The following is a 17517-nucleotide window of genomic DNA, read 5'->3' on the forward strand; positions in this document are numbered from 1 at the left end:
ACAGGGAGGTTCTCCTTACTTTTGGAATGGCAATAATGGCGCTAAGTTAAAAAACTTATCCGCGGGAACCTATCAATTAAAACTCGTGGCGATAGACAATGACGGGGCCAGCGCCGAAGCATTGGCCACCCTGAAGGTCAAGTAAGTCAGAGATCATGGATTAATATGATCTGAAAGAGAGGATCAGTCTACTAAGGAAGTTTCATCGTAGCGCAAAAGTCTTGCACTATTAAAGATAACAAAGAAGGCACTGAATTCATGAAAGAGAGCCGCCATGATAGGTGGCATATACCCAAGACTAGATAAAACCAAGGCAATGATAATTAAAATTAAGCCGCAAAGAAGGTTTTGGTTAATAATCTTCAATGTTTGATGAGAGAGTCCAAGAAGAGAGGGAAGCCGGTCAAGTTCATTGGACATCAAAGCAATGTCAGCGGTTTGAATGGCGATGTCACTTCCAAGTGCCCCCATCGCGACACCTACATTTCCAGCCGCTAGAGCCGGAGCATCATTGACACCGTCTCCTACAACCATGACACGCGCACCGTTCGTGCATAACTGTTCTATCTCATGCATTTTATCTTCTGGTAAGCAGTTAGCTCGGTAACTCTCTAGGCCTAGCTCATTAGCAATTTTTTTTGCCACTATTTCGCGGTCTCCGGTCAGCATCGTTGTTTGGACAATTCCCAACCTCTGTAAATTAGTATTGACCGTATGAGCATTTTTACGTAGCTGGTCAGATATCAACACGACACCTCGGTATTGACCATCTAATGAAACAGCCACTACACTATCAGGATTCTCAATTTGTTTGGGTATCCCCCGGACATTCTTTTTTTGCAACCATTCAAATTTGCCAACCAAAAGCTCTTTCCCATCGAGCATGGATTGAATGCCTTGGCCAGCATGTTCTTTCATATCGCTCGTTTCCCTAAAGGGAAGTTTTTGCTGTTTCGCTTCCTGAACGATAGCTCGAGACAAAGGGTGGGTTGAGTGGTGACAAGCGGATGCCGCTAACGATAAAAGGTCGTGTTCTGACATCTCATGGGAAAGTATTTTATTTAAACGAAGTTGTCCTGTTGTTAATGTTCCTGTCTTATCAAAAACAATGACACTGATTTCATTGATCACTTCTAAAAATTTTGTGCTCTTAATAACTATCCCCATTCGAGAAGCACTGGCCAGTGCTGCTACCATGGCTGAAGGGCTTGCTAAGACAAACGCACATGGAATACTTACAATGATAACCGATATGGCACGCTCCATTTCACGAGTAAAAAAGAAAACAAGACCCGCAAGAATGAGAATGAGTGGCGTGTAATATTGTGTATATTGTTCTGCTAATCTTATGATAGGTGCTTCAGAAGTCTGAGCTTCTGTCACAATTTCTTTCACTCGACCCAACACTGTCTGGTCACCAGCCGATTTTACCTCGGCTCGTATCACACCAGATTTATTGATTGTTCCCGCAAATATTTGGCAACCTTGATAAACATCAACAGGCACGGATTCACCTGTGATAGTTGCTTGATCTATAGCTGAACTTCCCGAAATGACTGTGGCGTCAGCTGGGACTGTATCGCCGGGACGGAGAACAATACAATCGCCTTGTTGGAGTTGTTCAGCTTCCAACAATTCTTCCTTGCCATTGAGGAGTCTAGATGCCTTTGTTTTGGTAAGTTTCATCAGGCCTTTAGCAGCTTCTTTTGCACCTAATGCACTGCGTTCTTCAAGGATTTGTCCTAAAACTAAAACAATAGCAACAACACCCCCAGTTACATATTCGCCTATGGCGAAGCAAGCGATTACTGCTAAGGCAATGAACTGGTCCATGTAAAACCTAGTTGCATTAAAACCTCCGGCTTGAATGCCCTTGATAGCATCTAGCATCACAGGGAAAGAGGCAATCGCTGCTCCAGCCAGTGCAAAAAGATTGGCCAATTCTATTTGGCCAGCTCGAAACCAACTAATAAGAAAATGAGCCAGTATTAAAATAGAGCCGATAATGATAACAGTAAGCCTAAGCTTTAGGTTGCTTTGCGCGGGTTCGTAAGTGGGGGCATGCGGCTTGGTTTTTTCTACAGGGATCGAAGAGATTAGGGTGCTCATCTGATGGGTCTCTGATCATTGATTTGATTGCGCAATTTTTTGACTTGAGGGTCTATCCAAACCTGAAACTCACTGTTATTTCCCTTAGGTAATACCGTTACATTTTTAGCTTTAGCAAAGAATGCTTGAGATGCTTCAGCTTTTAGACGTTGCCAAACAACCTGTGGATGTTTGCTATATTCTTTGAGTATGGAAAGGAATGCATTGCTTTCGCCCTCTGCTTGAGCAATCACTTGATTGGCAAGAGCTGAGCTCTCTTTGCGAATACGGTAAGCTTCACTTTTAGCTCTAGAGATTTCTCGTGCTCGGTAGCTATTGGCCTCTTCAACTAGTGTTCTGGCTTTTACTCGAGCACTCGTGACATTGCGAAAGGCTTGTTTAACTTGCTCGGCAGGTGTTATTTCTGGTATTTCAAAAGCCAGTATTTGAATACCCAGGCCTAAATAGTTGGCCTCTTTTTGGATGTTTTGAGCTATTTCCTCTTTAAGCCTTTTCACGCCAGAAGATAAAACAGAATCGACATCCATACCTGCGATCGCTTCGGCAGATGCACTGTAACTGATCAACTTGAGAGTCTCTTGAGGGTCTAGGCATTGGACATGATAGTTTGCTGGATTAGCAATTTGGTATCTTAATACAAAGCGACATCTTACTATATTAGCATCTCCAGTAAGTGTGTAGCCGTCTTGGACTGGATGTAGTGTCGGACGGGCAATAGGAGTGGGGACATTCAAAGCTTTGGGTTTGTTTAGCCATTGAGTAAGAGCTATTTCATGTATTTTTTCTGTGGGTATTTTGGCAACGCGGTCTATGGGTTCTGGCAAAGTAAGCAGTAAGCCCGAGTGATGTATTTGTTCTTGCATCTTACCGAATCTAAACACCAAGGCTGTTTCATCTGGTTCGACTACGGTAATTCCAGAAGTCAGGTAAACCATTACAGCAATCAGTAAAGCAATTTTTAAGAAACGAACACTAGAACTAATGGCAGTGATCACAATACTTGTTGAATGGTGAGAAGAGCTCTGGATTTTTCTGATCTGCAGCTTCATAGCGTAATATCTACTCCTGGGTATCTGAGTTGGTAAATGTGGTGTTATTGAGCTGGCGAACTCCAGATGAATTCGAGTCTAAGATCAATACAGTTTGTTCATCCACGGAAGCTTTTAACAATTCAAGTTCTTTGAGGAATTGATAGAAATCTGGGTCCTTGCTATGAGCTTCAGCATAAATCTTAGCAGCTTGCGCTTCACCTCTACCTCTCTCTTCTTCAGCAAATTTTTTGGCCTGAGCAAGCATAGAAGATGCTTCGGTATCCGTTTCCGCTCTGATCTCGTCGGCAAGCCTTTCTCCCTCAGCTCGAAATTTAGCAGCGTACTGAGAACGCTCAGCCCGCATACGTTCGAAAACAAAGCGTGTATTAGATTCGGGTAATGCTAAGCGCTTGATACCTATGTTGAGAATCTCTACGCCGAAGGTTTCTTTTGCTCGGTTAACGACTAGCTGCTTAATCTCTTTCTCAATTTGTCTAATCTTCACTTCTTCTGGCGATGTAGAAACTAGCTGGTAAAAGTCATAGCCTCCCAGCACGCTGTTTCTGGCACTAGTGACTAAGCTATCTAATTTCTGTCGAGCATTATCTTGAGCGCCTAGGGACTTAAGAAATAACAGAGGATCTGATACTTTCCAAGCGACGTAAATAGGTAGGATGACATTACGCTTATCTTGAGTTAAAGCCTCAGATAATCTGATCTCGTAAGCATCTAGGCGTCTCTCGATGATATGTAGAGACTCGATAGGCCAGGGGAGACGAAAATGAAAGCCCGCTTGTTCCACCGTGCGAACAGGTTTACCCATACGGGTGACAACAACCGATTCATGTTGCTGCACCTGAAAGCTAAACATGGTCACAAGCATTAAAGTGACCACCAGTAAGATAATTAGCATACGACTTAGAGGTAGCTTAAGTATGATTTTATTTTTTTGTTTCATCATGATCACTTCCATTGGTGGGTTCTAAGATCCATAAGATATTCTGATGTCTCTCCTGGTTCCTTTAGCATGAGCATCTTGGCTGACTTACTTAAAACACTTTGTTGAGTGTCATAAAGAAGTTTGGATTCCATGAGGTACGAGCTTTTTTCATGCTGCTGTTGATTTAAAATGAAACGCTTCGCTTCACCTTCAGCGTGTAATTTTTGAGATTCAGCAAGTTGGGAGGCTTTTACTCTCATGCGGTTGGTTTGTTGCCCTGTTTGGGGAAGCACTTGTGCTTTATATGATTTAGCTTTTTCTATCAGAGCTAACTTTTCTTCTTCTGCACTGACAACTGCTTGGAATGCTGGGGCGACGCTTACTGGAGGATGGATATCTTTTAACCCCACAAAAAGGATTTCTAAACCTAATCCCAAGAGATTGCTTTGTTCCTGTAGACCCTCAGCGATTTCATTAGTAATATTTTCTCTGCTGGTTAGCATGATGTCAAAGCTGTCGCGATAGCTAGTCGATTCTAATAGCTTGCTGTAGGCTAAGTGTATCAAAGTTTTCTCTGGAGATTGAGAATGAGTTAAGTAAGCAACTGGGTCACTGATGTTATAGTAAATGGGTACGTTAATACTTAAAAGGGCATTGCCACCTTCTACAAGTAGGTTGTATTCACCTTCGAAGTGTTTTTCGTTCCATAAAACTGCCGTTCCCAGATCTTGTTCGAATCCCAAGGAGATAAATCGTGTCTCTTCTGTTTTAATCTTTTTGATACTTCCAAAGGGCCAAGGATTACTGACGGCTAAACCAGGCTCCATGGGCTCTGCCTGGTAACGACCAAAATGCACTCTTACTCCTTTACTATCATAAGGAATGACAGTAAAAGAAGTTGATAACCAAGTAACGAGGATTGCCCCAAGAATAGCCCATTCAAGTTTCCCTTGTAGCATCTTTAATGCGGGTATTTCCTCTAACTCAATTCCATAGCTTTCCTCTATTTGTTTTCGTAAATTTTTCCAAGGTGCTCCATACTTAAATAAAAATTCTAAAGTATAAACCTTACCATCTAAGCTAGTGGTCTCTTTTAAGGTATCGGGTTGGTACCATCTACCTACAAGCCTTATTATGCGCTCAATGGAAATGGCGGCGATGGTACTTCCCAAGAAAACGCAAACTACCTGGCTGAAATCGATTTGAGCATATAGCCAAAGAGCAGCGATGAGAGCAGTTCCCAAACTACTAACCAATGTCCAATATCCCAAATACTTCATATGGGCGAGGGACTGTTGGCCGGTTTCTCTTTCTAAAGCAGCAACGAATTGATTGAGAAAATGCTGTGCAAATGCCAGTCCAATGACCATCAGCAAAGCTAATCGAAGTAAATTGACCTGCTCTTGCCACGCTTTGCCTAAATTTAAATGAACCAGTGCCAAGATCAACAAACCGGAAGATAAGATTGGGATGATTTGCAGTGTAACTCTGAAAGAATCCCCTAAAAATGAGCGAATACTTTTACCACGTCTTCCAGTTTTTGCCTCATCTGCCTGGTCGGATTTAAAGTGGACGCTGTCTAATTTTTTAGGCCCTATGCGAAATATAACCTCATATATTGCTAAGAAACATACCCAGAGGTTCATAAGTCCTAAATAATAAAGAAGATTCCATTGCAAGGCGCTGGCTAGCGTAATATGAAGCACAGAGCTTGCAAACGATACGACTTCCAACCATCTATAGATTGATAGCGTAGGCCATTCGCTCTTACTTAGTTCTTTGAGATTTAATTTCTGATGCATCTTTAACCAGAACTATTCGTATAAACTAATTAGACAAAATAATAAATCTATTTAATAAAATTAATAGGTAATAAATTTCAATTTGCTAAAAAGATCATTAGTTATAGGAACGATGAGTTACATTTTAACAACGCCTGTTTGTAGCAGATATTCTCAATAACGTCATCGTGAAATTCTCTCAATTAATCGGCATAAAAATCTGAGGTCTATTTGAATAAAAAATTAAACATCCATTTTGTCATACCTAGGTTCAAACGGTGTATACAAGGGGATCCAAGTATCATGGGTCTGCGCACAGATCTTTAGAGGCATTCAATGGTCAAGTAAGAGTATAGACAGGTTGTATGAAGCACCATGGCCTATTCATCAGAAAATGTATGTGGAATTATTAAGCATCACTAAAGCCATATGCTGATATAGACATTTGGAGATCCCCGCAAGATCTCGATCTCAAAGAAACATCGAGTCATCTCGGAAGACAATCCCTCAATGCATCTTGATCGGATCTCCTAGCTAGTCGATTGGACTTTTTGATATCTGTTGCAAATTCGATTGTCATACGGGTTGAAACGAGTCGAATTGAGAAAGGGTCAAAAAACATATACAGTTAGTCCCAAAAATTCTGGATTTGGAGGTATTAGAAAATTGTGTTAGCGTCTTGATATGATACAGATCAAAGCGCCAAATGCAGCTGTAATAGGAAGTGGTTTCGGTGGCTTAGCGGCGGCCATCCGATTGCAGGCTAAAGGATATGAAACAACACTGTTTGAAATGCGCGATCAACCAGGAGGCCGAGCATATGTTTACAAGGACCAAGGCTTTACCTATGACGCTGGACCTACCATTATAACAGCGCCTTTTCTAATTGATGAGCTTTTTGAGTTAACAGGTAGGGATCCACAAGATTATATTAAAATTGTTCCTAACGATCCTTTTTACAGGATCTACTTCGAAGACGGAAGGACTTTTGATTACACTGGTAGCGAGGACAGGATGTGCCAGGAAATCGCAAAATTCAACCCCAACGATGTGGAACCCTACAAGCGTCTGGTGGCCAAGACCAAAGACATTTTTGATAAAGGCTTCACGGAATTAGCGGATGAACCTTTTTCTCATTTTACCGATATGTTGCGAGTAGCACCTGATCTTGTGCGTTTGCGCTCGGATCAGTCGGTATACAAACTTGCTTCTTCTTACATCAAGGATCCTCAAGTCCGACAAGTCCTGAGCTTTCATCCTCTGTTAGTTGGAGGCAACCCTTTTCGCAGTTCTTCCATTTATGCGATGATTCAATATTTGGAGCGCAAGTGGGGGGTTCATTTTGCTATGGGGGGAACAGGCGCTCTAGTAAATGGTTTTGTCAAGTTGTTTGAAGACATGGGTGGGACATTAAGACTTGATTCCAAAATAACTAAAATAGAGGTGGAGGAAGGGCATGTTCGAGGCTTAGAGGTTAATGGGGATGAAACATTTGCGACCGACTTAGTTGTATCCAATGGCGATGTGTCTAACACTTACCAAAAATTGGTTGCTCCGGAACATCGCAAGAAATGGACTGACACCCGCCTAAAGCGTATGAAGTACAGCATGGGCTTATTCCTCATTTATTTTGGAACAAATCGGACATACCCAGATATCCCTCATCATTCGATTATTCTCACCAAACGTTACCAGGAGCTGATCGAAGATATTTTTGACCATAAGATCTTAGCTGATGACTTCTCTCTTTACTTACATGCACCGACCCGAACGGATCCATCGTTAGCACCTGATGGGCATGAATGTTTCTATGTCCTGTCACCCGTTCCTCATTTGGGCGGGGACATCGATTGGGAAAGTGAGAAAGAACGCTATGCTGAATCCATTTTAGAATCCTTAGAGACGATTTGTCCTGATTTGCGTAAACATATCGTAAGCAAGATTATCAAAACTCCGGTAGACTTTGAACAAGATCTAGATGCCTACCTAGGCAATGCCTTTCAATTTGAGCCTGTGTTAACACAAAGTGCCTGGTTTAGGCCTCACAATGTTTCTGAGGATATCAAAGGCTTGTTTTTGGTTGGTGCAGGTACCCATCCTGGTGCAGGTGTCCCAGGGGTCCTTTCGTCTGCCAAATTACTGGAAAAAGTCATCCCTGACGCCCCCGAAAGAGATGCCCAGAGAAAATTAGAGACCGTTGCTTAAGACTATCTGCGAAACGTCTTTTTTATTGAGTTCTCATCGGGACTAGGGTTCGGAATCAGTGGATCTTTTAGTTGGTTGTCGTGTTCTTTTTTCATTCTATCCCAGGTGGAAGATTTATATGGCGATTGGCGAGAGGGGGAAGGAGGTTGCTTTTTTGGCGAGACCATAGTCCGTGTGTCACTTTCCTCTGTTTCAATAGGTCCGGTTAGTTGATTGTCTGAAAGTCGCTTAGTGATCTCATTGAATTGTTTCGTAATACTAGCTTTCTCGGCGTAACTGAGATGCAACTTTACCTCACCTACTTCGACTTCATCATCAGGGGTGACAACATGCCTTTTAATGCGAACGCCGTTAATTCTTGTTCCATTAAATGACTCTAAGTCTTCAATGATTATTTCATTTTTCTCGATCAAGAAATTGCAGTGCCTGATGGAAACCGTGACATCGGGTATGGAAATATCACATGTCAAGCGGCGACCAAGAGTTGTTTTCTCAGGAAGCAGCAGAAAAGTCTCTCCCTCTAGTGAGCCTTTATCAATATGAACCATAATCGAACAGTGTTTTAGATCACGGATCTCTTTATGAGGTCTTGTAATCATAGCAGTCTCGCGAATCACCCCTTTATTAATGTTTTGGGATAGTGCAGCTTCTGCTTCTATAACATAGTTGATGGGGATCTTCATGCTCTCATTTTCCGGCAGCAGGCCCTCTTGCCATTCCCAAACTGCATCTTTCAAAGCGAATAGACGCAACAGCGAATGGTAGCCCTCTTCCAGTGCTCCATGATCGTTTTCAGCATAAGAGTGAATAACATGCGCGTCTTTCAAAAAGATCATACCTCTGTAATGAGACTCCTCTAAATACAGTACTCCTTCGGCACAATCCGCGGCAAGTTTCTCAAGCTGCTGAATGACTTGTCCCTTTCCAGTCACCTATGTAGTGATCGTCCAACTTGTTATGAAATTAGGCTAAAAAATTATTTTTTTTCGTAAGTGAAAAATCTTCCCCTGTCTAATGGGTTTCTTAATGATTTTGCACAGACCGTGATAACACTTAAGCAAGGTTGATCTTTCCCATAGCCATTTGTTGGATGACTTCGGGCAATAATTGGTGCTCTTGCACCTGTATGCGTTGATGGAGACTTTCGGGCGTATCGTCTTCTAAAATCGGAACTTTTTGCTGAGCGATAATTGATCCACCATCCAAGACTTCATTGACCCAGTGAACAGAGCAGCCCGATTCTTTTTCTCCCGCTAGCAATGCTTGTTTCCAAGCTTCTAGCCCTTTGAATTTGGGCAAGAGGGAGGGGTGTACATTAATAATGCGGCTGGGGAACGCTTCCAGCAGTGGGGACTTCACGACTCTCATGAAACCTGCTAGTACTACAAGTTCAACCCCTGCTTCGATTAATTGCTCAGCTAATTCAGTCTCTATCTCAGTCTCTAACTTTGTCTTAAATTGGCTCCTAGGCGTTGCATAAGTCCGGAGATTTCGATTCTTGGCCTCTGAGAGAATGGGAGCATCTGCTAAATCCGTGGCCACCAATTGGATAGTGGCGTTCACCTTGCCAGCATGGATAGCATCGTATAAGGCAACAAAATTAGAGCCTCGGCCGGAACCGAGTATACCCAGACGAAGGGGAGGGGAAGTATCACTTTTCAAAGCGCGTATTCTCTCAAATTAGGCTTTCATTTTTGCCACGATATTCGTCGTAGATTTACCAGGCACTAATGGCAGGATCACGATTTCTCCGCCGTGGGAACGAATGATTTTCACCTCACCCTGGTCCAGGTCATCAACCGAAAGGTAGTCACCTCCCTTAGTGTAAATGTCTGGCTGCACGATATCGAGAAAATCATGGCAGCGCTTGCCGCTAAAAAGAGTCACCGCATCTACCGCCTTTAAACTGACCAATATTTCTGCGCGATCGTTCTCATGGTTGATTGGTCGCGTGGGGCCTTTTAGTTCTTGCACCGAGGCATCGTCATTGATTCCCACCACAAGCAAATCCCCGAGGGCTTTCGCTTCGGATAGGTATCTGACATGTCCCAGATGCAGAATGTCGAAACAGCCATTGGTAACCACCAGCTTTTTGCCGGACTGGCGAACTTCATGCCGCCATTTGGGCAATTCGGGGGTAGGTATAATATTGGGTGTTACAAGCATTTTTATTGACCGTCTCTAATCAACCAGCAATCTCCTAGGCAGTGCAATCCGAAAATGAAAAATTTAATGAAATGAAATCTAAGTTCGCCTCTCTTATAATCCATGGCTAGGATTTTCAAAGTGAAATGATGTTAGAAGATTTAGGAGCAATATTGTATGGATTGGTTCTTTTCGGATTATCCCTTTATGGAGCGCATCGATTTTGGTTGGTAGGGCAGTATTTGATACAGCGCCATCGTTCGGTGGTGGCAAAAGGCACATTCGCTAGCTTGCCCAAGGTCACTGTCCAACTTCCAATATTCAATGAAAAATATGTCGTTGAACGACTACTCGAGGCAGTGGCTGAGCTTGATTATCCACAAAACCTTCTTGAAATTCAGCTCCTAGATGATTCAACGGACGAAACGCAAAAGATTGCTGAGGCTAAGATCCTGGAACTGCAAAAGCGCGGGCTCGATGCAGTTCATATACACAGGGAAAATCGTCAGGGCTACAAAGCTGGAGCTTTAGGAGAAGGGCTACGCGTGGCTAAAGGAGAGTTCCTGGCAATTTTTGATGCGGACTTCTTACCGTCGAAAGACATCTTGCTCAAAACCATTCACCACTTCGTTGATCCTGAAGTGGGTATGATTCAGACTCGTTGGGGACATATCAATCGGCACTACAATTTCTTGACTCGTATGCAGGCTCTTTTGTTGGATGGCCATTTGCTCATAGAGCAAACAGTTAGAAATAGAACCGGACGTTTTTTTAACTTTAATGGTACTGCGGGAGTTTGGAGAAAGACCGCTATCCAAGAGGCCGGCGGATGGCAACATGACACACTCACTGAGGATTTAGACCTAAGCTATCGAGCACAGCTCAAGGGTTGGAAGTTTGTTTTTCTGCCCCATCTTATTACCCCCGCAGAACTTCCTGTAGACATGAATTCATTTAAGACACAGCAACACCGTTGGGCCAAAGGGGCGGTTCAAACATGTAAAAAACTCTTGCCAACAATCTGGCGTAGTCCTGTTACCCTTAAAATAAAGATGGAAGCTACTTTTCATCTTACCGCTAATATAGCTTACCTGTTATTGGTTATAATGGCTTTGCTTATGCGACCTGGATTGTCCTATTTTGATCAATTCTTAGATGGTGCTATTTACCTTGATCTATGTGTCTTTGTCTTAGCAACATTCTCCGTACTGCTTTTTTACGGAGTTGTTTTATGGGAATTAAAAGTTTCTTGGTGGAAAAAGGTGCTTTATCTGCCTTCGCTGATGGCGATTGGTATTGGCCTTTCCATCAACAACGCCAAAGCTGTCATGGAGGCTCTTCTTAATTATACCACCGGCTTTAGCAGAACACCCAAATATGGCATTACCAACAAGGACCAAACATGGAAAAGGAAGAGTTATATTTCCTCGGGCTCATTGCTTTGCTTGGTCGAGGTTGCAGTTGCTTTGTCTTATATTTACTATGTGGCTTTTGCCTTGCAACAACAACTCTGGTCTTCCTTGCCTTACTTCTTGTTTTTCATGATGGGTTTTAGCTATGTGGCTTTCTTATCCCTTTGGCAGAAAACACAGTGTTATTTCCATAGATCTTAAGCTATTTGCTTGGATCAAGGGGCAGTGCTCCTAGAATCTCTTCCCTGGGGGTTAGCATCAACTGTCTGGTTGGTTTCATTTCTCTAATATCATCTGGTAGTTAAGACAGTGGAACTCTATCGTCATAACCAGTTGATGGGAAAACAGGGAGGCTCACCTTACTTGTGGAAAGGCAGTCACGGGAAACTACAAGGCTTACTCGGAGGAACCTACAAGCTAAAGCTGGGGGCTACCGATAATCAAGGAGCCACCACGCAGGCCACCAAAAATTTGATCGTTAAGCTTAAAAAAACCAAAAAGCGTTGAGCATGGAGTCTGCTTGGATCAGAGAGTTCATGAAGTATAGATGGTTTGTTTACCCTGGACAACCCGATTGAATCGGGTTGTAATATGAAGAAGGGTTCATCCAGATTACCGCATCCATTCTGTCATCCTCTGGTTCGATCTCAGGGTAAGGTCATGTCGATCGAGCGGAGAAAAGACTGTGGGTGGTCATAAGTGTACTTTTGTTCTCCTTTTCGCTAGAAATCAGGCTGTCTATTTGCTTACCAGAAATACCAATTCTGGCTATACAAGACATAGATACCGAGAGCGAGGTTGGTAATGGCATGAGCTAAAATGACATCGCCTAATGTTTTGGTGCGAATAAACCACCAACCAAATAAAGCTCCTACAATGAATGCGACGCCAACTTCTACATGAGCAGCAACGAATAAACCTGTTGTGATCCAAAAAGAGGCATGAGTATATTGTCCAAGTGGGACCGCTTCAAAATCCTCTTTAATTATGAAGCGTTGAACAAAACCTCTCCATAGAACCTCTTCCATAATCGGAACGACCAAAACAGCTCCAAGCATTCTAAAAACAATGAGACCCAAAGCAATCTGAGTCTCTTCAAAAGTCTCATAGGGTTTGAACCCACTGGTTTCTTGATCAATCCCGTAAGAGGGTAGATAATCAAAAAGCCCAACCCAAATAATAAAGCCTATAATTCCGATTCCAATCGATTGAAGAGGCGCTTTAAATTTCATGGATGGATACTTCTTCCAGCAGTAAAGGATCAAAAGTCCAACCACTAATGTCTTAATGGGATAGGTAGCATATACGGCATGTTCATGGATGCCATCGAGGATCATGAAAAGCATCCAGAGGGCAAAGGGAGCGGCGAAGGGAAAAATGGGGTGAGAAGTTAGTTTCTTTAGTAACATGTAATCTATTCATGGGTTATGGTTTAGACTGACATACAATCATTGACTGGCTATCAGGCATTTGCAACCTAGCTGGTCACATGGCCAAGTCACGTTTCTTTTTTAACCCGCATGATGCCATAGAAGTTATGCGGAGACGTATAAAGGGTAATGAACTGCACTGGTTTATACAGTTTTGGCTTTCTAGGCCTGCTGATAAATTTTTCTCCTTTCAACGCCTTCGGCTACTGAGTGTTGCATTAGCTAATATATCAAATGAAAAAACCTGACTATTTCTCGAGTTCATGTATGTTTTTGCATTCGGGTAAAAAGGTTTGGAAAATGAGCAGCAAAGACTTCCAAGCAAGCTCCTCAGTGCACCAGTGAGCCAGAAGCTGGGCAGTGACTTGGAGTCAAAAGAAGTGTGTTCATTGCTTGGTATGCCGACAAGTGCCCAAGCATATGCTATATCCATGTGGCACCAAGACAGAGCCGATGACGGCACAACTTTACTGGTTGTGGATAGCATAAGAAAACAAGAGGAGATTGCTAGTGACTTAGAAGCTTGGGGATCAAAGGTTCTCTTTATTCCAGAAGTGGAAAGTTTCTCTCAAGAAAGTTCCATAGACCCTGATTTACTATCTGAACGCCTAGCTGTCCTCAAGGAGCTGGCAAATTCAGGAAAAAAATTGGTCCTTGTTACGGAAAAGGCTTTGAGGCAATCGGTTCCATCATTAGCCACTATCAGTCGTTCAGCTTTGTCTATCAGATCACAAGAGAACATAGAGATGGAAGATCTCAAAGAAAAGCTCTTGCATTGTGGTTACATTCAAGAGCACCAAGTCGCGACTCGTGGTCAATTTAGCCAGCGCGGAGGCATATTAGATGTCTTTAGTTGGGACTCAGATTACCCAGTCCGATTTGAATGGTTCGGCAGTGAAGTGGATTCGATTCGCTATTTTAATCCGGAGGATCAATTGACTTTTAAGCCGACTGATTTCGCTTCTGTTCTATTAATCGATCCTAGCTCAGAGCATGAACAGAACACTTCGCTTGGGAAATTTATCGGAGCAATTTACAAGACCATGTATCTCTCTGATAGTGAAGAAAAAGAAATGGAGCCTTTAGCATTAGCAGATCAATTCTTTGCCCATGATTTTTTACAGCGCCCGGTAGCGGATCAGGTTTTGCAAGAAAATCGCAAGCAGTTGCTGCTAGAATATTTGGAGGATTGGCTCTGTGAAGATTGGGAGGTCTGGGTAGGTTGCAGAAATGAAGGTGAGGAGCAGAGGCTCATAGAGTGGCTACATGAATCTCAAACAAAGGGATATCTCGCGCAGGCCTTAGAACATCAAGATAAGAAACTTCGCTTTTTTCGAAGTCCTTTGCTAAGGGGTTTCGGTTGGCCTGAGGGAAAGCTGATCGTTCTAACGGATGCTGAAATATTCGGGCGCTATCAAACCTTGAGATCACTACGCAAGAAAGAATTACTCAACCGTGTGAAGCGCCGGCAGCAACAAATAGAATTTACGGAGCTCTCAGACGGTGACTATGTGGTCCATATGGAATATGGCATTGCCCTTTATGGTGGAATAGAGGAAATGCCTAATGAGCGCGGCAGAAATAGGCAAGTCGTCGTGTTGATTTTTGCGGAGGGAGCAAGGCTTTATGTACCCGTTGAGCAATCCTTTCTCATTTCCAAGTATGTTGGCGTAGGAAAAAAGCACCCCGTTTTGGATAGCTTAGGTGGCAATCGTTGGGACCGTTCTAAGAAGCGTGCAGAAAAAGCTATTATGGACTACGCCGCATCTCTTCTGAAACTTCATGCCGAGAGAGAAACGTTAGAAGGATTCCCATTCCCAGTAGATAGTGAATGGCAACATGAGTTTGAAAATGCCTTTTTATATGAAGAAACTCCAGACCAGTTAGCAGCCATTGAAGCAACAAAAATGGATATGGAATCCAAACAACCCATGGATCGCTTGATTTGTGGTGATGTTGGATTTGGAAAAACAGAAGTAGCCATCCGGGCCGCATTTAAGGCTGTTATGGGCGGTAAACAAGTAGCTTTTCTAGCCCCTACGACTGTGCTTGCTCAACAACATTATCAAACACTTCTTGAGCGGATGGCAGATTATCCGATTACCATCGGTTGCTTGAGTCGTTTTCGTTCGCGAGCAGAACAGCGTGCTACCGTTAAAGATTTAGCTTCGGGTAAAGTAGATATTGTCGTGGGAACACATCGCCTTACTTCAAAAGATGTCTCCTACAAAAATCTTGGTCTGGTGATTGTCGATGAAGAGCAGCGCTTCGGGGTGAAACAAAAAGAGAAATTCAAGGAAATGTTTCGTCTCATTGATGTGCTTACGCTTTCTGCCACTCCAATCCCTAGAACTCTATATCTATCCCTCATGGGGGCACGTGACATGAGCACAATAGAGACAGCACCTCCGAATCGCTTGTCTGTAGAAACGACTATCACAGGTTATGATGAGCCTTTGATTCGCAAGGTGATACTACGAGAATTGGCCAGAGAGGGTCAGGTGTATTTCTTGCACAATCGCGTCAAGACTATTGAGAGTATGGCCAAGAAAATTGAACTGTTAGCTCCCGATTGCAGAGTACTCGTTGGTCATGGACAAATGGACGAGAAGCAATTAGAGGACGTTATGAATCAGTTTGTCCAAGGTGAAGCAGACGTTCTAGTGGCCACCACCATCATCGAGAGTGGGATCGATATTCCCAATGCGAACACTATTATCATCGATCGAGCAGATCGTTTTGGTTTGGCTGACTTGTATCAACTAAGAGGGCGAGTGGGTAGGGGGCAAAATCGTGCTTACGCGTTGCTTCTCCTACCCAGGGATTTGGTGAAAGGTGATGCCGGTAAACGTGTTCAAGCCATTCGTCAGTATACTCAGCTGGGGTCAGGTTATAAAATTGCCATGCGTGATCTGGAGATCCGAGGGGCAGGAAACCTTTTGGGAACTGCTCAAAGTGGTCATATTATAGCCATAGGCTTTGATCTTTATTGCAAACTTCTACGTAAAGCGGTTGCCGTTCTCAAGGGAGAAGCTCGGGCCGAAACCCAGGAGATGAGTTTAAGTCTGGATTTCATTGCCATGGGCGAAGAAAGTGCAGAAATTGCACAGCAACAGGCAAGATTGACACAAGGCTACATGTCTGACATCAAATGGAGGATGGAAGGTTATCGAGATTTGGCTGAACTTGACAGCGTGCAGCAGTGGCTGGATCTACGCGAAAAGTGGAAAGACCGTTTTGGAAGATGGCCAGAGGAGGTCGAATGTCTCCTTCAAGTTTATAAAATCAAGGTCTTAGGTCAGGAGGCAGGTTTTACGCGCCTGGAGGCTAAGGGCGAGAAATTAATGGTCCGAAAAGGGGCTGATTTTGTTATGATAGATAACAAGTTTCCTCGCTTGACCAAAGTCAAGCCTAAAGATAAACTTAAAGAGGTTGAAAAATGGATAAAATCACTCGCATTACGTTGATAATTAGTAGCTTACTTTATTTGGTAGTAACAGATGGTTATGCTCAAGTAAAGAGATCGGACGGTATCGCTGCTGTAGTAAATGATCAAGTTATTACCTATAGTGAAGTTAGAAAGCTGGTCGAGAATAGAGAAAAAGATCTCAGAAATCGTTATGCATCTGATGAAGAGTTCGCGCGTCTCGTCGAAGAAGCAAGGTTGAAAACCTTGCGTTCTTTGATCGAGAGAGAGTTGATCATACAAGATTTTCATGAAAAAGGGTTCTTCTTGCCTGATAACGTGATTGAGGACGAATATCAAAGGAGAATTACTCAACGGTGGGGTGGAGATAGAAAACAATTCATCAGAACATTACAAGCTATGGGTCAAACTGTTTCTGAATTCAAGCAAGGTATTCGAGAGGAAATGATTGTTGGGAGCATGCGTTCTCAGAATGTTCAATCCTCTGTTATTATTTCTCCTTATCAGATAGAACAACATTATCAAGAGAACATCAGAGAATTCTTACAGCCTGAGCAAATTAAGTTAAGAATGATTTTATTGCGCAAGGGATTGTTCACCGAAAAGCGTAAAGACCCTATAACAGGTGAGATGCAGGCAGTTGATCCTCAATTTTTGATTGCCAAAGAACTATTGCAAAAAATTCAAACGGGCTCAGATTTCGCAAGCTTAGCTAAAGCTTACTCGGATTTACCGACTAAATCGAAGGGCGGGGCCGTTGGATGGCTAACCGAGGATACTTTACGCAAAGAACTTTCTCAAGTTGCCTTCAGCTTAAGACCTGGACAGAACAGTGATATCATCAAGACTCCGGAAGGTTATTACATCTTACAAGTTGAAGATCTCCGAAAAGCAAGAGTGACGCCTCTTGCTGAAGTCAGGGAATATATCGAAAGAGAGCTCGAGAATAGTGAGAAGAGCCGACTCGAGCAAGAATGGTTAGATAGCTTGCGAGCTAAGGCCTATATTAAAATGTTCTTTTAATTAGCCTCCCCATC

General features: G+C 43.0%; 13 protein-coding genes. 5 read left to right on the plus strand and 8 right to left on the minus strand.

Annotated features, from left to right (window positions below; translation table 11 throughout):
• Nucleotides 1-183 precede the first annotated feature (183 nt).
• The 4 genes from AAGA18_13590 to AAGA18_13605 are packed head-to-tail and all read right to left on the minus strand — an operon-like array spanning nucleotide 184 to nucleotide 5882.
• Nucleotides 184-2109, minus strand: a complete 1926-nt coding sequence (locus tag AAGA18_13590; GenBank protein MEM9446371.1) for a cation-translocating P-type ATPase — start codon at nucleotides 2107-2109, stop codon at nucleotides 184-186.
• Nucleotides 2106-3158, minus strand: a complete 1053-nt coding sequence (gene hflK / locus AAGA18_13595; protein MEM9446372.1) for an FtsH protease activity modulator HflK — start codon at nucleotides 3156-3158, stop codon at nucleotides 2106-2108. Before hflK ends, AAGA18_13590 begins: the two co-directional genes overlap by 4 nt.
• A 10-nt stretch (nucleotides 3159-3168) precedes the next feature.
• On the minus strand, nucleotides 3169-4101 hold the full coding sequence (locus tag AAGA18_13600; GenBank protein MEM9446373.1) for a protease modulator HflC: 933 nt from the start codon (nucleotides 4099-4101) through the stop codon (nucleotides 3169-3171).
• A gap of 2 nt (nucleotides 4102-4103) precedes the next feature.
• On the minus strand, nucleotides 4104-5882 hold the full coding sequence (locus tag AAGA18_13605; protein MEM9446374.1) for a protease modulator HflK: 1779 nt from the start codon (nucleotides 5880-5882) through the stop codon (nucleotides 4104-4106).
• Nucleotides 5883-6545: 663 nt separating this feature from the next.
• Between AAGA18_13605 and AAGA18_13610 the strand changes: the two genes are divergently transcribed.
• Nucleotides 6546-8066: a phytoene desaturase gene (locus AAGA18_13610; protein MEM9446375.1), complete on the plus strand. Its 1521-nt coding sequence runs from the start codon at nucleotides 6546-6548 to the stop codon at nucleotides 8064-8066.
• 2 nt (nucleotides 8067-8068) lie between these two features.
• Here the strand turns inward: AAGA18_13610 and AAGA18_13615 are convergent, their stop codons facing one another.
• The 3 genes from AAGA18_13615 to AAGA18_13625 form a co-directional block, all read right to left on the minus strand.
• Nucleotides 8069-8998, minus strand: a complete 930-nt coding sequence (locus AAGA18_13615) for an FHA domain-containing protein (protein ID MEM9446376.1) — start codon at nucleotides 8996-8998, stop codon at nucleotides 8069-8071.
• 121 nt (nucleotides 8999-9119) lie between these two features.
• Nucleotides 9120-9728, minus strand: a complete 609-nt coding sequence (gene purN / locus AAGA18_13620; protein ID MEM9446377.1) for a phosphoribosylglycinamide formyltransferase — start codon at nucleotides 9726-9728, stop codon at nucleotides 9120-9122.
• Nucleotides 9729-9746: 18 nt separating this feature from the next.
• Nucleotides 9747-10232: an adenylyltransferase/cytidyltransferase family protein gene (locus AAGA18_13625; GenBank protein MEM9446378.1), complete on the minus strand. Its 486-nt coding sequence runs from the start codon at nucleotides 10230-10232 to the stop codon at nucleotides 9747-9749.
• Nucleotides 10233-10357: 125 nt separating this feature from the next.
• Here AAGA18_13625 and AAGA18_13630 point away from each other — a divergent pair, with 125 nt between their 5' ends.
• Together AAGA18_13630 and AAGA18_13635 are read left to right on the plus strand one after the other, a co-directional pair.
• Nucleotides 10358-11824, plus strand: coding sequence for a cellulose synthase family protein (locus AAGA18_13630; GenBank protein MEM9446379.1), 1467 nt, complete (start codon nucleotides 10358-10360; stop codon nucleotides 11822-11824).
• A gap of 135 nt (nucleotides 11825-11959) precedes the next feature.
• A complete protein-coding gene (locus AAGA18_13635) occupies nucleotides 11960-12130 on the plus strand; it encodes a hypothetical protein (protein ID MEM9446380.1) in 171 nt (56 codons plus the stop codon).
• Nucleotides 12131-12369: 239 nt separating this feature from the next.
• On the opposite strand, the gene AAGA18_13640 is transcribed toward AAGA18_13635, so the two are convergent.
• Entirely contained in the window at nucleotides 12370-13032 is a 663-nt protein-coding gene (locus tag AAGA18_13640; GenBank protein ID MEM9446381.1) for a CAAX prenyl protease-related protein, read from the minus strand.
• A gap of 314 nt (nucleotides 13033-13346) precedes the next feature.
• On the opposite strand from AAGA18_13640, the gene mfd reads away from it, so the two are divergent.
• Nucleotides 13347-16520, plus strand: coding sequence for a transcription-repair coupling factor (gene mfd, locus AAGA18_13645; protein MEM9446382.1), 3174 nt, complete (start codon nucleotides 13347-13349; stop codon nucleotides 16518-16520).
• Complete coding sequence (locus tag AAGA18_13650; GenBank protein MEM9446383.1) at nucleotides 16493-17503, plus strand: peptidylprolyl isomerase; 1011 nt, start codon at nucleotides 16493-16495, stop codon at nucleotides 17501-17503. Before mfd ends, AAGA18_13650 begins: the two co-directional genes overlap by 28 nt.
• Nucleotides 17504-17517 lie beyond the last annotated feature (14 nt).

Source organism: Verrucomicrobiota bacterium, from assembly GCA_039192515.1.
In the GTDB taxonomy this organism is placed as follows: Bacteria; Verrucomicrobiota; Verrucomicrobiia; order Methylacidiphilales; family JBCCWR01; genus JBCCWR01.

Coding starts and splice junctions, on each gene's coding strand:
- AAGA18_13600 (MEM9446373.1), bottom strand. CDS start 4,101: ATGATGAAACAAAAAAATAAAATCATACTTAAGCTACCTCTAAGTCGT.
- AAGA18_13630 (MEM9446379.1), top strand. CDS start 10,358: ATGATGTTAGAAGATTTAGGAGCAATATTGTATGGATTGGTTCTTTTC.
- AAGA18_13610 (MEM9446375.1), top strand. CDS start 6,546: ATGATACAGATCAAAGCGCCAAATGCAGCTGTAATAGGAAGTGGTTTC.
- AAGA18_13650 (MEM9446383.1), top strand. CDS start 16,493: ATGGATAAAATCACTCGCATTACGTTGATAATTAGTAGCTTACTTTAT.
- AAGA18_13640 (MEM9446381.1), bottom strand. CDS start 13,032: ATGTTACTAAAGAAACTAACTTCTCACCCCATTTTTCCCTTCGCCGCT.
- AAGA18_13605 (MEM9446374.1), bottom strand. CDS start 5,882: ATGCATCAGAAATTAAATCTCAAAGAACTAAGTAAGAGCGAATGGCCT.
- AAGA18_13590 (MEM9446371.1), bottom strand. CDS start 2,109: ATGAGCACCCTAATCTCTTCGATCCCTGTAGAAAAAACCAAGCCGCAT.
- AAGA18_13635 (MEM9446380.1), top strand. CDS start 11,960: ATGGGAAAACAGGGAGGCTCACCTTACTTGTGGAAAGGCAGTCACGGG.
- AAGA18_13625 (MEM9446378.1), bottom strand. CDS start 10,232: ATGCTTGTAACACCCAATATTATACCTACCCCCGAATTGCCCAAATGG.
- hflK (MEM9446372.1), bottom strand. CDS start 3,158: ATGAAGCTGCAGATCAGAAAAATCCAGAGCTCTTCTCACCATTCAACA.